Here is a 14,083-nt window from a genome sequence, read left to right as displayed (position 1 = left end):
CACTAACTTGCCCCTCATTACCATTGAATGACGACCGGAACCGGCCAATCGCGGAGGAGCCGCAACGATCCGGGTCGGGGTGGGGAACTCAACGTGGTGCGCTCGAAGGGGATAACGGGCCCCTGAAAATGCGGGCGGGTGGCGCGGCCCGGATTCGGTGCGTGGATCACCGATGAGAAGCGGGGTGGCTGATCCAGGTAGGACGGCTGTAGCTCTGTGATCCGAACACACGCGAGTGACGAGGACGGGTGCCGACTTTCCTCGACCACGTTCAGCCGCCGCCTCGACGAATCCTCACATCGGCGCTGCGGATGTCGATACGGGACGCTAGGGTCGGGCTCGATGGGCCGAGGAGGCCTGTGAGACAAAGGGGATATGCGCGTGGATCCGGGACTGTGGACGGCGGTCGCAGGTGCGGGGGTGGCGCTGGCGGTGGCGCCAACGGCATGGACGCTTATGGCCACCGCGCGCCGCAGATTCGACACCGAGCAGGCGCCGACGCGCACGGTCGCCATCGTGTTGGGAGCCGCGGTCTGGCCGAGCGGCCCCTGCCCCCTGCTGGCCCGCCGCCTGGACCTGTCCGCCCGGCTCTTCCACAGTGGGAAGGTCCGAGCGATCCTGGTCTCCGGCGACAACCGGGCGCTGTCCAACTTCGAGACCGACGCCATGACCGACTACCTGGTCGGGCGAGGCGTGCCCCGGACGTCGATCGTCGCCGACCCGCACGGCTACCGCACCTGGGACACGTGCGTCCGGGCGCGCGCCACCTACGGCGTGGACAGCGCCATCATCGTCACCCAGTCCTTCCATCTGCCCCGCGCGGTGGCGCTGTGCCGGGCGGCAGGCATCGACGCCGTGGGCGTGGGCGACCCGAGCGTCGGCGGGCGGACGCGGTCCATCGTCCGCGGCTACGCACGCGAGCTGGGCGCCAACGCGAAGGCGGTGCGCGACGCTGTCCTCCGTCCGCCGCCCCTGAAAGAGGATCCGCCCGTCGACGACCTGCGGTCCGCACTGTCCTGACCCGCCCCTTCTGCGTTGATCTCGGCGATATCGACCTTATGCCGCCGCGCATTCGGTCGATATCGCCGAGATCAACGCAGGGGGACGCGCCGAGCCGAGGGGCGTGTCAATGCGGAGCCACGTGCCGCGATAATGGCTCACCATGGACGCGACGACGCACAACGGCCCCCTGCGGGGAGTAGACGACATCGACTGGCGCGCCCTCGCGCCTACGCGCGGGGAGGAGATCCCCGCCCTCCTGCGCGACATCGCCGCCGGTGACGGCACCACGACCGGTCCCGGCGAAAGCCTTTCGACGCTGTACGACATCGTGCGCTTCCCCGGCCCCGGATACCCGGCTGCCCCGGCGGTCGCCGGTTTCCTGATCGACATCGCCTGCGCGCCGTCGACCCCCTCCCCGGTGCGGTGGCGCCCGCTGAGCCTGCTGTTGGAGCTGCTCGTCCCGGCCGCCCCCGCGCTCGTTCCCCACCGCATCGACGTCGCCCAGTGGAGCGACGAGGTCGCCTGGGCGGCCGCCACCGACCTCGACAAGGTGCGCGAACAGTACGCCGCCTGGTTGCGTGAGGCCCCGGACGAGCAGCAGTACCGCCGGATGCGGCACCGCTTCGACGCCATCAGCCGCGACAACGGCCCCGCGCTGCTCCAAGCCGAACTCGCCGTTCACGACACGGTGCGCGAACGCGTCGAGGACCTGCTCGGCCTGCTCGACGGAGAGTCGAACCGCCGCGGGCTGGAAGCCCCCGCGGAGTGGGCCTCCTACGTCCTCGCGTTCGTCCCGGAGGCCGCCGAGGGCGTGCGGACCCGGCTGGAGAAAGCGCTGTCGCCCCTGACCGCCCCGTCCGCGCCCGCCCTGCCCGGCTCCTCTCCGTCCGGCCCCGGGGTCATCTCCGCGGAACTGTTCGCGCTGGGCATGCTCGCCCCGGCCGACGACCCCTCGGTGACGGTCACGCTGACGCACGCGATGGGCTCCGGCCACCTCTACAACGCCTTCGCCGCCGCGGTCGCCATGGCGACGGTCCACGGGGAGAAGACGCCCGGCGAGGCCCTGGAGAGGATCGCCGAGGGCGGCCGGACGCGCATGGGCTACCACGGCCTGTTCGGCGACTCCTGGCCGCACTGCGGCCGGATCGAGCCGGAGGTCCTGGGTTTCCTGGCGCTGGGCCGCGGCGGCACGACGACCACCGCTACGCGCCTGGAGTTGCTGCCGGACGTGCTCGCCCACAGCGAGGGCGATTCCCGGGCCGTGGTCGTCGGCGCCGCGCTGGAGATGGCCTTCGGGCCCCGCGCCCAGCATGCGGGCGACGGGGAGGAGTCTCGGGACGAGTCGGCCGACCTCAGTGAGGAACAGCTGCGGGTGCTGTGGGCGATCGCGGAGATCCCGGCCGCGGCGTGGGAGGACAGCGAGCTCGTCGACACCCTGGAGGCCTGGGATCTGCCGTCCGGGCGCGCCGACTTCCTGGCCTTCGCCGGGGTCGAGGACGACACCGAGGAGCCCACCGAGGGCGAGGCCGAGGAGCCGCGGCCGAGCCCGTCCGGCCCGGCCGCCCCCTCGGGTGGCGGACTGCTCCGTCGGCTCTTCGGCGGAGACTCCGCCCGGTGACGTGACCACGCTGGGCGGTGCCGTGCCGACCCCGGGGCCCAGGTCGGCACGGCACATGCCCGTCAGCGAGGCGCGGTCAGCGCCTCCTCGACCCCCGTCTCCCGCGGGCCGAGGAAGGTCGGCTCCGGCCGCAACAGCCCGGTGAGGACCGCCTTGAACGCGGCGGGAACCTCACGGACATAGCCGTAGACCGTGGCGGTCGTGCGGATCCGCATGCTCGGGTCACCGACCCCCTGAACGTCGATCCCCGCCGCGTCACACAGGCTGACGGCCCGCGCCAGGTGGAACTCCTGGGTGACGACCGTCGCCGCCTCCACCCCGAAGATCTCGTGCGCCCGCGCGCACGATTCCCACGTGCTGAACCCCGCGTAGTCCCCGGCGATCTTCGCGTCCGGAACCCCGGCATCGACCAGGTAGGCGCGCATCGCGTCGGTCTCGTTGTAGGTAGCGAAGCTGTTGTCGCCGCTGACCAGCACCGCATCGACCTTCTCCCGCCGATACAACTCGGCGGCGATGTCCAGCCGCCGTCGCAGCAGTGTGGTCGGCCGCCCCTCGGGACTCAGCCCGGCGCCCAACACGAGCGCCACAGGCCGTTGGGGCACGTCCTCCACCCCGGCCCTGCGGTCCTGCGTGGACAGGGTGATCCAGGCGAAGGGGGCCGGAACCAGGATCAGCAGCGCGATCACCGCCGCGATGATCGGCCTCTTCCGTTCCCGCCACAGCCGCCGTACCCGCGTTCGCCCTTGCGTCCACCACTCGTTTTGCACGTCCTCTTCGACGCGGCGCGACCGCGAACGGTTCTGCCAGTTCGGGCGGTATCGGTCGAAAAACCCTTCGGATCGGCGCTTGGGCGCTGTATAGGGTCCGGCCCATGGACGATTTCCCGGCGCGCCTGCGCGCCATCGCCGACCTGAAAGTCGCCACGATGCGAAACGAGGGCGGGCGGCACGAGTACGACGGCGCTCCGGCGGACCTGTCTCCCGACGGAATACGGGACAAGCTGGCGCGCCTGGGTCGGGGCGACCGCTTCGCCGACGACCACGACGAGGCGCACGCCCGCGTGGTCGAGGGAGGGCTGCGCGTCGAATTCGGCGAGCTGGAGCTGCACCGCTCGAACCCGCTCTACCACCTCGACGAACTCGATGTCATGGGGTACGACAACGAGTACGCCCCCGAGGCCGAGCGCCGTGCCGCGCGCGAGCGCCACCTCGCGGAGTGGCCGCGCGTGGTCGACACCGCGCTTGCCACGCTCGACCGGCTCAGCGCGCCGGTCGCCGCCTCGCTTGTGGACTCCGCGCGCGGCTTGGCGGCCGCCGTTCCCGCGGACGCCCCCGAGAATGTGCGTACGGCCGCGCTGACGGCGCAGCGCCGGCTTGTCAAGTTCCTGGAGAAGGCGGCGGAGCACGGTGACCCCAGCGCCGCCCTGGGCGGCCCCGCGCTGTCCCGGCTGATGGGCGCGTCCGAGGGGCTGGAGGCGGACCTGGGCAGCCTCGCCGAGCAGGCCGACACCGAGCGCGACCGGCTCAAGGAGCGGCTCGCGGAGACCACCGCCCGGATCGAGCCGGGGCGCGACCCGATGGACGTGGTGCGTGGGCTCGTCCGCGACCACCCCGACCCCGACAGCGTGGTGGCCGAGGCGGCGAAGTGGACCGAGCACGCCATCGCGTTCGCCCGCGACCGCGGCTTGGCCCCTTACCCCGACGGGGAGTGCGAGGTGCGGATCTCCCCCGAGTCGCAGAGGTGGGCACCCGCGATGTTGGTGTGGGCCGCGCCGGACGACCCGGAAGGGCCCAGCTACTACTTCGTCTCTCCGCCCGACCCCGCGTGGTCGGAGCAGGAGTCGGCTGAGTGGCTGGAGATGTTCAGCCCCACCACACTCCCGGCCATCAGCGTGCACGAGGTCGCGCCCGGCCACTTCTCGCACGGTCGCGCGCTGCGCCGTGCCGCCGGACCGGTGCGGCGCACGCTGCTGTCCCTGTCGTTCTGCGAGGGATGGGCGCACTACGGCGAGGAACTGTGCGTGGACGAGGGCTTCGGCGCCTACGCCGAGGAGGCCGTGGGCGACGGGTTCAGTGCGGCGCAGTTCGAAGCCGGTGTCTGGATCCTGGCGCTGATCCGGGTCACCCGGTTGGCCGCAGCCATCGGTGTGCACACGGGGGCCATGACGGTCGAGGACGCCGCGCGCCGCTTCGCCGAGGACACCGCCCTGGCCGGTCCGGCCGCGCTCGCTGAGGCGCGCCGCGCGACCATCGACCCGACGTACGGCCGCTACACGTGGGGGAAGCTGGAGATCCTCAAACTGCGTGAGGCGGCGCGGCGGCGCTGGGGCAGCGACTACAGCCTGGGGCGCTTTCATAAAGCCATGCTGGACTTGGGCGCCCCGCCACTCGGCCTGCTAGGCACCGCGTTGGAGAGGGGCTGATCAGGTCCGGCCTGAGCCGCTGACGGCCGGACCCGATCCATCGCTGAACGTCACGTCATGGGCGGGGTGTCCTCGCGGTAGGCGCCGTCTCCGATCTCCTCCAATCTCTCGGCCGCCCATGAGGTGGACAGAAGTGACGTCCGGCGTCCGACCCGGGCGGGCGGGTCTTCCAGCTCGCGTACGAACTCTTCGACGTCGTCGTTCATAACGGTGGGAGCGCGGTCGGTGTCGGGATCGACAGCGACCGCGATCCACAGGTGCGGGGTGCGGCGGATGGTCCACCGGTCGGCGTATCGCTCCCGGAGAAGCTTCAGCAGGGGGTCGCGGTCGCGTGTCATCGGTGGACCCCCGTGTCGGCCAGGGCGGCCAGCCGGGCGAACTGGCGGAAACGGTGGTTCTCGACCACGCGCTGGTGTTCCAGCACACGGAGGTAGGGGCGAACGCGGCTCGCGCAGCGATGCCGGGCACGGTTAGTCTTCATCTGTCATCAGCTCCTTGGTAGCTGGTGGCCGTGCCCCGGGAGTCCGGCCAGACTCGCCGGGGTCTTCTTGTTGTCGAGGATACCCTTAACGTGAGTTTACGTGAATAGACGTAACGGAAAGAGGGGGGTGGTCAGCTCACATTTACCTTCGGGACCATGGACTTCGGACCCGATGACGAGATTGAGCACGACGACCCCATCCCGCCCTATCGCCAGCTTGCGGCGATCCTGCGCGCTCAGATTCAGCGTGGCGACTACAAACCACGGCGCCCCATCCCATCGGAGGAACGGCTCGTTCAGGACTTCGGCCTGTCGCGTCCAACGGTCCGCAAGGCGATACGGGTGCTGGTCGACGAGGGCATTTTGTTCGTGGTCCCACAACGGGGCACCTACGTTGCCGAGAAGCCCGCGGGTAGCGCCGACGCAGCGGACTAGGCACCGCACCCGCGCGAGGGACCGCTCAGCGGCCGATACCCGCTGTCAGTCCGTCGACCACCTGGCGGGTGGCCAGCAGGAACATCACCACCAGCGGCAGCGTCGTGATGACCAGCCCGGCGTACAGCAGCGACTGGTTCAGGCCGTACTCGGTGAAGAACGCGGTCAGTCCCACGGGCAGCGTGTACTTCGCGCTGTCCCGGATCAGTACCAGCGGGAAGAAGAAGTCGTTCCACAGCTGGATGCTCTGGAATAGCATCACCGTGGCCAGCGCTGGGCGCACCTGCGGCAGCATGACCTGGGCGAACAGCCGGAGCTCGCCCGCGCCGTCGATCCGGGCCGCCTCGGCCAGTTCGCCCGGTACCTGGCGGAAGAACGCGGTCAGGATGAACACCGCGAACGGCACGCCGCTGGCCGCGTACACCAGGACCAGCCCCAACCGCGAGTCGAGCAGGCCCAGCGAGTCGAACAGGTAGAACACCGGCACGATGCCGAGCCGGATGGGAATCATGAGCCCGGCGACCAGATAGCCCAGCACCAGCGCCGCACCGGGGAACGCGTACCGGCCCAGTACGTAAGCCGCGAGCACCGACACGCCTGTACCGAGTACTACCGCACCCAGCGTCACCAGCAGCGAGTTGATGAAGTAGCCGCCGAAGTCGGCCTCCACCCACGCCCGGGCGTAGTTGTCGAACGCCGGGGCAGTGGGCAGCCCGAGCGGGTCGGCGCGCAGTTCGGCCTCGGGGCGCAGGGAGGAGAGCACCATGAGCGCGAGGGGGGCGAGCGCCACCACCGCGTAACCCCACAGCAGCAGGCGCACCGCGACGTCGGCCAGCGGCGGACCGGAGGAGCGGCGGGGATGTCGTGCCCGGGTGGTGGCGGGGGGCGTGGGGGAGGGGCGGAGGGTCGTCGTCATCGCAGTTGGGCCTCCCGGCGGCGCAGCACGCGCGTGGCGGCGATCGATACCCCGAAGATGAACACGAACATCACCACGGCCAGCGCCGACGCCTGGCCGACGGCACCCGGATCGGGGTTGTTGAACGCGGTGCGGTAGAACAGCAGCCCCAGCACATCGGTGGCCCCGGCGGGGGCGCCCTGGGAGCCCTGCATCGCGTAGACGAGGTCCAGCACGTTCATGTTCCCGATGAACGTCAGCACCGTGACGATGCCGATGGCGGGCACCAGCAGCGGCAGCGTCACCGTCCGGAACGCCTGCCACCCGGACGCGCCGTCGACCCGCGCGGCCTCCTCGTACTCCGGCGGTATCGCGGCCAGCGCCGCCGAGAACAGCAGCATCGGAAAGCCGATCCACTGCCAGGCGTTCACCAGGATCAGGGTGGGCAGTGCCAGCGCCGGATCGCCGGTCCACGGCAGGGCCAGCGCGTCCAAGCCGACCGCACGCAGCGCGGCGTTGACAGCGCCGAACTGCGGGCTGAGCATGAGGCTCCACAGGTAGCCGACGACGATCGGGCTGACCAGATGCGGCAGCACATAGGCGGCCTGCAGGAACCGCCGCCCCGCGCGGGTGTGCCGCAGCAGCACAGCGAACGCGAGGCCCAGCGTCGTCTGCACCAGCATCGTGCCCGCGAAGAACGCGAGATTGTGCCCGAACGCGCGCCACAGCCGATCGCCGTAGACGCCGCCGAACAGGTGGGCGAAGTTGTCCAGACCGGCGAAGCCCAGCCGCTGCGTGCCCTGCCAGGAGAACATGCTGTACTGCAGCGCGCTGACCAGGGGGTAGACGACGAACAGGGTGTAAAGGGCCACGGCGGGCAGCAGGAAGAGTGCCAGAACCCACCACGGGGGCCGGTCGCGCGCCACCCGCCGCGCGCCGCCGCTCACCCCGTCTCCCGGAGTAGGCCCAGGCTAAGGGGGCGGGGAGGAGTCCGGCGTACCGTCCAGCGGGACCGGCAGCGCCGGTCAGCTTTCCGGGCGGCTCGGCTCGCTCGCGCGAGCGCCGTGCGGTCGGGCCGCTTCGCGCTGGGCGAGCACCACGTCATCAGCACAGCGACCTCCGTTCTCGCTTCGGATCCCGCGGCCGGTTCCCGCGCGGCGGGCGGGAACAGCGCCGGACGCGGTCGCTCGCCGAGCGGCCGAGCGGCGCGTGCCCAAAATCCCCGTCGCCGACGTGGGAGAGGGGTCACCCCGTCGGCTCGAACCACGCCGAGACGTCCTTCTGCACCTGCTTGCCGGCTTCCTCCGCCGTGATCTCCCCGAGGAGCAGGGAGGCGAGCGCCATCCCCTCGGCGTCGCGGCCCAGGGGATCGCCGTACCCGAAGTGCACGCCCATCATGTACGGCGTTCCGTGCTCCTGGTACCCCCGCAGCATCGCGGCGAGCAGCGGGTCGGCCGGTTCCACGCCGGGAACGGCCGGGATCTGCTGCAGCTCCTCGGCGAACGCCCGCCCGAACTCCTCGGTGGCCATCCACGCCACGAGCTCGACCGCCGCGTCCTTGTTCTCGGAGGCGTTGTTGACTCCGTAGGAGCCGTCGGCGAAGCCGGGGGTCAGCGGCGCGTCGACCGGCGACCCCGGGACGACCGGGGCGTCGAAGTAGCCGATGTCCAGGTCCGGGTTGGCCTGCCGGAACGGGGCCAGTTCGAAGGCGCCGCCCGGGTACATCGCGGCCCTTCCGCTGGTGAAGAGGGTCTGGGCGTCCGTGTAGCCGACGGCGGTGACGTCGGACGGCAGGTAGGGCTTCAGGTCCGCGACCGCCCGCAGCGACGCCACGTAGTCGGGGTCGGTGAAGTCGGTCGTCCCGTCGAGCACCTTCTGGGCGAACGCGTCGCCGCCCACGCGGGTGGCGCCCATGGTCTCGCGCAGGAGGGCCAGCACCCACGGTTCCTGCCCGGAGGTGGCGAACGGGATGACGTCGGCCTTCTTCAGCGTCTTCGCCGCGTCGATCATGTCGCCCCAGGTCTTCGGGGGTTCGAGGTCGTGTTCGGCGAAGATCTCCCGGTTGTACAGCACGCCGAGTGTCTGCAGGGCGAAGGGGACGCCGTAGATCCGGCCGTCCTCGCGTCCGCGCGCGGCGTCGACGGTTTCGTCGGGCCAGGACGACAGGTCCACATGCTCGTCGAGCGCGGCCAGCTGACCCGCCTCGATGAACGCCTGAACGGGGCCGTAGGGCTTGAGCTGGACGATGTCGGGGCCGCCGGAACGCTGGGTGAGGCCGGTCTGCAGGATGGCGGGGTACTCGGTGTTCTTGTGGCCGGTGAACTCCACCTTCACGCCGGGGTGGCGTTTTTCGTAGGCGTCGAAGATCCGCTCGTACCCGGCGGCGTCCTCGGGCCGCCAGCTCCATACGGTGAGGGTGGTCTCCCCGCCTCCGTCGCCGTCCGGGCCGCCGTCGGTGCCGGGGGCGCAGCCCGTCAGCGCGGTCACCGCCGCCAAGGCGGCGGCGAGGAGCGTGATCGGCCGGGGGGACCGGTGGCGGGCGCTGGCCGATCGAGGGCGTAGCGCGCCGCGCGGCACGGTCCCGCCAGCGTGGGGGACGGTCGTCGACGGATGGGACATCGGAAAGACCCCTCTCGGTGCGACGGCGCCGTGCCGGTGACGGCGGCCGTGGTGGTGACCGTGTCGGCTGTGCCTGTCTGCCGCTCCTCTCGTGGCGGTCGGCCGCGGTGCTGTGGTGTCGGCCCGCCCTCCTAGCGCGGGTCGGCGGAACCGATACGGCGCAGCGCCTCGCGGACCTGTCCGCCCGCCGCCACGACCTCGGCCGCCGCGTGCTGGGTGTCCACACCGGTCAGCAGCGCGACCAGGGCGACCTTGGTGTCGCCTTGGGCACGGGCCAGCGCCTCGGCGCAGGCCTCCTCGGACTGCCCGCTGGCCTCGGTGAGGATGGTGACCACCCGCCCGCGCAGCTTGGCGTTGCTCGCGTTCACCCCCACCATCAGGTTGGAGTAGGTGTGGCCCATCCGCACCATCATCGCCGTGGAGAACGCGTTGAGCACGAGCTTCTGGGCCGTCCCCGCCTTCATCCGGGTCGACCCGGCGATGACCTCCGCCCCCGTGTCGACGCCGATGTGCACATCGGCGTGGGCGGCGAGCGGAGCGTTGGGGTTGGCGGACACCAGCACCGTGCGCGCACCCACCTCCGCCGCCCGGCGCAGTGCCCCGGCGATGTAGGGCGTGCGCCCGCTGGCGGCCAGCCCGACCGCGAGGTCGCCGTGCGTGAGATCCGCGGCGTCGGCGTAGCCGAGGTCGGCGTCGTCCTCGCTGCCCTCCAGAGCGTGGCCGAGTGCCGGTGAGCCCCCCGCGTGGTGCGCCACCACCAGCCCCTCTTCGACGCCGAACGTGGGCGGCAACTCGGCCGCGTCCATGCTGGCGATCCTGCCGGACGTGCCGGCGCCGAAGTAGTGAATGCGTCCCCCGCCGCGCAGCGTCTCGACACCCATGTCGACCGCCCGCGCCACCTCCGGCAGGACCGCGCTCACGGCGCGCGCGACGGTCGCATCCTCGGCGTTGATCTCCCGCAGCACGTCGATTGTCGGCAGCAGGTCGATGTCGTAGGTGCCGGAGTTCCTGCGCTCGGTCGGCGCCCGTACGATCTCCACGTGTCCCGCGGGAGTGGCTGACATGTCCAGTGGGCTCCTTTCCGCGCTGGCGCTCTCGTGGTCCGACTTCATGGCGGCCCCCTCTTCGTTGGTCAGGAGTCCGGACCCGCCGCGCGTGCTCCCTCGCGCCGTCGGACCGGCTCCGCATCAGCCGTCGCTGGCTCGGCTCTGCCGCCGCGCCTCACCGACGCGCAGTCCCCGTACCGCCTGGTAGGTGGTCTCCAGGGCCGTGCGGCTGTCCGCGTAGCGCAGCTGGGCGAGACCGACGAACAGGCAGTCGACCACGGTGAGCTGGGCGAGGCGGCTCGCCGTGGCCCCGGAGCGGAAGGTGGTCTCGCGTGCGGCGGTGGTCAGCAGATGATCCGCGCTCTGGCTGATGGGGGAGCGGGGGAAATTGGTGATGGCCACTGTTGTGGCGCCGCGGCGTTTGGCCTCGGCCAGCGCGTTGATCGTATCGATGGTGGTTCCGCTGTGCGAAATGGCGATGGCCACGTCGCCCTCGCTGAGCAGCGCCGCGCTCGTCAGCATCACGTGGTTGTCCGACCATGCGAAGGACGCGAGGCCGATCCGGTGCAGTTTCTGCTGGAAGTCGGCGGCGACGAAGGCGCTCGCGCCCACCCCGTACACGTCGATGCGCCGTGCCGCCGCCAGCGCCTCGACGACGGTCTCCAGCGTACCGACATCGAGCTGCGCCCCGGTGTCCTCGACCGCGCGGGCGTCGGTGTAGGCGATCTTCTCCACGACGGTCACCAGCGTGTCGTCGGGGTTGATATCGCTGGCGACCTCGCGTGCGCTGATGCCCGCGCCCCGGGCCTGCCCGACCTCGGTGGCGAGGGTGAGTCGGAGCTCGCGGTAGCCGGTGAAGTCGATGGTGCGGCAGAAGCGGATGACGGTCGCCTCGGAGGTGTCGCAGTCCTTGGCGAGCTGGGTGATGGAGGAGGCGGCAACGCGCTCGGGGTCGTCGATGATGCGCTCCGCCACGCGCTGTTCGGCGGGTGCGAGGGATGGCAGGAGTGACCTGACACGCAGTACTGTCGACGGCGGCGACTTGGCCGTGGCGTCGTCCGGTCTCCCCGTGCCGTTCGCGGTGGCGTCGCCCTCCGCCGTCATAGTCCTCACTCGCCTCTCGGCCGACGTGAATCGGCTGTCGCGATGGGGCGAAGTCGGCCGCTCCGTCCGGCAGCGGCCGTTCGGACCAGGCAGGGCTTCGCCTTTTTCGCCATGTTGGAAAGTTTCTTTCGGTCCAGCGCCGGAGTCAATGTACGAAGCGGATGAATTTTTGGTGGTTTCCGGCGGTGACACAAGTGGAGGGGGTGATGCGGTGTCGTTTGCGACCCCGCCGGACCGACCGGCACTGTAGAAGGGCCTGCACCGATCCCACAACACCCCGGGGGAATGTGAGGGGAGGGAAAAGCCGAGCCTACGGGGGTGTCGCCTTGGCGGATATCTCGTTCGGAGTGCTAGGACCGCTCACCGCTCAGGTCGCGGACGCCCCGTTCCGCCTCCGGGGTGGAAAGCGCCGAATCCTGCTGGCCACCCTCCTGCTGCGCGCCAATCGCACCGTCCCGGTGGAGGAGATCGTCGAGCGCATGTGGGGCCCGCGACCTCAGGGCTCCCGCATCGGCGCCCTGCAGGTCCAGGTGGCACGGCTGCGAGCGGCACTGGCGAAGATCCACGACAGCCCCCTGATCACCAGTTCGGCGTCCGGCTATCGCATCGAACTCGCCGCCCACCAGCTCGACCTGCTGCGCTTCCGTGAGCTGATGCTGGCCGCGCGGGAGGCCGAGCACCAGGGCGATCTCCCGCGCCGGTGCGACGCGCTGCGACAGGCCGTTGACCTGTGGCGGGGGCCGGTGCTGCTCGACATCTCCTCCGACACGCTGCACGAACAGGACGTCTCCCAGGTCCGGGAGGAGCTTCTGCGCGCGACCGAGGAGCGGTGCGGGGCCGAAATAGCACGGGGGCGGCCGGGGGAGGTGCTGGACCTGCTCGCGGGGGTAACGGCCCGGCACCCCGAGCGCGAGGAGCTCGTCCGGCTGCGCATGACGGCGCTCTACCAGTGCGGACGGCAGAGTGAGGCGCTGGAGGCCTACGAGAAGACGCGCCGGGTTCTGGCCGACCGGCTCGGCGTGGACCCGGGGCGGGGCCTGCGGGAGACGTTCCACGGCGTGCTCCGGGGCACGCTTGAAGCGCCGAGCGTGCCGCGCCAGCGTTCGGCGCGGATCACGGCGGTGCGGGGGCGGGCGTGGCGCGGGCAGCGTTCCGTCCCGGCGCAGCTTCCGGCCGACACGAACGGTTTCGTGGGGCGCGCGGAGGAGCTGGTGGAGGTGGAGCGGCGGGTCGGCGGGGGGCCGCGGTCGGCGGGCCGGGTACTGATCAGCGGGCCGCGCGGCGCGGGGTGCACGGCGCTCGCGGTGCACTGGGCGCATGGGGCGGCTCGAAGCTTTCCTGACGGCCAGCTCTATGTCGACCTGCGCGGGGAGGGCGGGGCACCGCTGCCGCCGGGGATGGTGCTGCGGCGCTTCCTGGGCGCTTTCGGCGTGGTCGAGGGCGTTCCCGTGGACACGGACGAGCGCGCGGCGCTGCTGCGTTCGGTGCTGGCGTCGCGCCGGGTGCTCATGGTCTTGGACAACGCGAACTGCGCGGCGCAGGTGCGCCCGCTGCTTCCGGGGGCGTCGTCATGCGGGGTCATCGTCACCAGCAGGTACTGGCTGGCCGACCTCATCGCGCGCGATGGCATGCCCGCGCTGGCGGTCGGCGCGCTCTCCGAGGAAGAGGCGGTGGAGCTGCTGCGCGACCTGGTCGGCGCGCGGCGGGCCGCAGCGGAGACCGGGGCCGTACGTCGGCTGGCCGAGGCGGCGGAGCGGCTCCCGTTGCCGATCCGGATGGTGGCCGCATGGCTGACGACCCATCCGGACAGCGGCATCGCGGAGCTGGCCGCAGAGATTGAGGCCCGCCGCGAGGCCGACGTGGTGGAGCGCGTGGCCGCTGCGCTGGGCGGCGACCCGCGCTTCCTGCTCGGTGATCCGCCGCCGAGCGGATGCGCCTGGCGAGAGTGACCATCCCCGCCGATCCCGCCAGGCGCCGGCGACCCCGGGAGGGGTTCGCCCCACTATCCCCGCGGACCGTCCGTCCTCCGGCCCCCGGGGATCCGGGACCCGCGGAGGGACCCGGCCCGCGTGCTGTGAGCGTGCACGGCCGCGGGGAAGTACCGGCCGTGCCTCGCTCTCAGCACTAGAGCTTGCCTGATCCGGCTTTCAGCGCACTTGGGGTTTGCTTTCACCCTGGTGCGCGGCGTCGGACAGGGCGGGAAATGTCGCGATATGCCCCGCGCATTGCCGACGAGGGGGAAGCGCATGGCAGGTGGTTCCGGTCAGGATCAATCACGGGACCAGTAGTGGCCGTCCGCGCCGCGGCCTTTCCCCGCGGGCGGAGGGCGCTCGCCTAGACGAGTGATTCCTTGTAGGGCTGTTAATGGTCGTATCCGGTGAGTGATCGGAGGACGGGATGGCCCATGCGGTGGTTGTTCCAGACCGCGGCGGTCAACGCGAGAATGCGCTGGCCGACCCGG

Annotated in this window: 13 protein-coding genes and 1 pseudogene; 5 read left to right on the top strand and 9 right to left on the bottom strand. The window is 71.4% G+C overall.

The annotated features are described in order from the left end of the window. Positions 1 to 375: 375 nt before the first annotated feature. A complete protein-coding gene (locus tag ABD259_RS17755; protein WP_344102756.1) occupies positions 376 to 1,020 on the top strand; it encodes a SanA/YdcF family protein in 645 nt (214 codons plus the stop codon). 142 nt (positions 1,021 to 1,162) lie between these two features. Beyond that, the gene (locus tag ABD259_RS17750; protein ID WP_344164015.1) at positions 1,163 to 2,620 is read left to right on the top strand and encodes a hypothetical protein; all 1,458 of its coding nucleotides are present in this window, start codon (positions 1,163 to 1,165) and stop codon (positions 2,618 to 2,620) included. Between the two features lie 62 nt (positions 2,621 to 2,682). Here ABD259_RS17750 and ABD259_RS17745 read toward each other — a convergent pair whose 3' ends face one another. After that, positions 2,683 to 3,306, bottom strand: coding sequence for a SanA/YdcF family protein (locus ABD259_RS17745; protein ID WP_344102760.1), 624 nt, complete (start codon positions 3,304 to 3,306; stop codon positions 2,683 to 2,685). A 185-nt stretch (positions 3,307 to 3,491) separates the two neighbouring features. On the opposite strand from ABD259_RS17745, the gene ABD259_RS17740 reads away from it, so the two are divergent. Beyond that, positions 3,492 to 5,042 (top strand): DUF885 family protein, encoded by a 1,551-nt coding sequence (locus tag ABD259_RS17740; protein ID WP_344102762.1) that lies wholly within the window; start codon positions 3,492 to 3,494, stop codon positions 5,040 to 5,042. Between the two features lie 50 nt (positions 5,043 to 5,092). Here the strand turns inward: ABD259_RS17740 and ABD259_RS17735 are convergent, their stop codons facing one another. Beyond that, positions 5,093 to 5,380, bottom strand: coding sequence for a hypothetical protein (locus tag ABD259_RS17735; RefSeq protein ID WP_344102764.1), 288 nt, complete (start codon positions 5,378 to 5,380; stop codon positions 5,093 to 5,095). Then, positions 5,377 to 5,523, bottom strand: coding sequence for a hypothetical protein (locus ABD259_RS17730; protein ID WP_344102766.1), 147 nt, complete (start codon positions 5,521 to 5,523; stop codon positions 5,377 to 5,379). The genes ABD259_RS17735 and ABD259_RS17730 overlap by 4 nt, the downstream gene beginning before the upstream one ends. Positions 5,524 to 5,679: 156 nt before the next feature. Here ABD259_RS17730 and ABD259_RS17725 point away from each other — a divergent pair, with 156 nt between their 5' ends. After that, positions 5,680 to 5,958, top strand: a complete 279-nt coding sequence (locus tag ABD259_RS17725) for a GntR family transcriptional regulator (protein WP_344102768.1) — start codon at positions 5,680 to 5,682, stop codon at positions 5,956 to 5,958. Between the two features lie 25 nt (positions 5,959 to 5,983). On the opposite strand, the gene ABD259_RS17720 is transcribed toward ABD259_RS17725, so the two are convergent. The 5 genes from ABD259_RS17720 to ABD259_RS17700 form a co-directional block, all read right to left on the bottom strand. Further along, on the bottom strand, positions 5,984 to 6,874 hold the full coding sequence (locus tag ABD259_RS17720; protein ID WP_344102770.1) for a carbohydrate ABC transporter permease: 891 nt from the start codon (positions 6,872 to 6,874) through the stop codon (positions 5,984 to 5,986). Next, positions 6,871 to 7,800: a carbohydrate ABC transporter permease gene (locus tag ABD259_RS17715; RefSeq protein ID WP_344102773.1), complete on the bottom strand. Its 930-nt coding sequence runs from the start codon at positions 7,798 to 7,800 to the stop codon at positions 6,871 to 6,873. The genes ABD259_RS17720 and ABD259_RS17715 overlap by 4 nt, the downstream gene beginning before the upstream one ends. A 298-nt stretch (positions 7,801 to 8,098) precedes the next feature. Further along, entirely contained in the window at positions 8,099 to 9,472 is a 1,374-nt protein-coding gene (locus ABD259_RS17710) for an extracellular solute-binding protein (RefSeq protein WP_344164012.1), read from the bottom strand. Between the two features lie 131 nt (positions 9,473 to 9,603). Beyond that, entirely contained in the window at positions 9,604 to 10,536 is a 933-nt protein-coding gene (locus ABD259_RS17705; protein ID WP_344164009.1) for an N-acetylmuramic acid 6-phosphate etherase, read from the bottom strand. A 123-nt stretch (positions 10,537 to 10,659) separates the two neighbouring features. Beyond that, the gene (locus tag ABD259_RS17700; protein ID WP_344164006.1) at positions 10,660 to 11,622 is read right to left on the bottom strand and encodes a MurR/RpiR family transcriptional regulator; all 963 of its coding nucleotides are present in this window, start codon (positions 11,620 to 11,622) and stop codon (positions 10,660 to 10,662) included. Positions 11,623 to 11,969: 347 nt separating this feature from the next. On the opposite strand from ABD259_RS17700, the gene ABD259_RS17695 reads away from it, so the two are divergent. Further along, on the top strand, positions 11,970 to 13,571 hold the full coding sequence (locus tag ABD259_RS17695; protein ID WP_344102781.1) for an AfsR/SARP family transcriptional regulator: 1,602 nt from the start codon (positions 11,970 to 11,972) through the stop codon (positions 13,569 to 13,571). 412 nt (positions 13,572 to 13,983) lie between these two features. Here the strand turns inward: ABD259_RS17695 and ABD259_RS25910 are convergent. Continuing rightward, positions 13,984 to 14,083: pseudogene (locus ABD259_RS25910) on the bottom strand (IS982 family transposase); the annotation flags it as partial.

Origin of the sequence: Nocardiopsis rhodophaea (genome assembly GCF_039530945.1) — a bacterium.
In the GTDB taxonomy this organism is placed as follows: domain Bacteria; phylum Actinomycetota; class Actinomycetes; order Streptosporangiales; family Streptosporangiaceae; genus Nocardiopsis_C; species Nocardiopsis_C rhodophaea.
The sequence above is the reverse complement of the archived record's forward strand: the minus strand, read 5'-3'. Positions and strand labels throughout refer to the sequence as shown.

What these genes read in the sequence shown, in the direction of transcription:
- ABD259_RS17755 (WP_344102756.1), top strand. Translation starts at nt 376, where the DNA reads ATGCGCGTGGATCCGGGACTGTGGACGGCGGTCGCAGGTGCGGGGGTG.
- ABD259_RS17750 (WP_344164015.1), top strand. Translation starts at nt 1,163, where the DNA reads ATGGACGCGACGACGCACAACGGCCCCCTGCGGGGAGTAGACGACATC.
- ABD259_RS17740 (WP_344102762.1), top strand. Translation starts at nt 3,492, where the DNA reads ATGGACGATTTCCCGGCGCGCCTGCGCGCCATCGCCGACCTGAAAGTC.
- ABD259_RS17735 (WP_344102764.1), bottom strand. Translation starts at nt 5,380, where the DNA reads ATGACACGCGACCGCGACCCCCTGCTGAAGCTTCTCCGGGAGCGATAC.
- ABD259_RS17730 (WP_344102766.1), bottom strand. Translation starts at nt 5,523, where the DNA reads ATGAAGACTAACCGTGCCCGGCATCGCTGCGCGAGCCGCGTTCGCCCC.
- ABD259_RS17725 (WP_344102768.1), top strand. Translation starts at nt 5,680, where the DNA reads ATGGACTTCGGACCCGATGACGAGATTGAGCACGACGACCCCATCCCG.
- ABD259_RS17720 (WP_344102770.1), bottom strand. Translation starts at nt 6,874, where the DNA reads ATGACGACGACCCTCCGCCCCTCCCCCACGCCCCCCGCCACCACCCGG.
- ABD259_RS17710 (WP_344164012.1), bottom strand. Translation starts at nt 9,472, where the DNA reads ATGTCCCATCCGTCGACGACCGTCCCCCACGCTGGCGGGACCGTGCCG.
- ABD259_RS17705 (WP_344164009.1), bottom strand. Translation starts at nt 10,536, where the DNA reads ATGTCAGCCACTCCCGCGGGACACGTGGAGATCGTACGGGCGCCGACC.
- ABD259_RS17700 (WP_344164006.1), bottom strand. Translation starts at nt 11,622, where the DNA reads ATGACGGCGGAGGGCGACGCCACCGCGAACGGCACGGGGAGACCGGAC.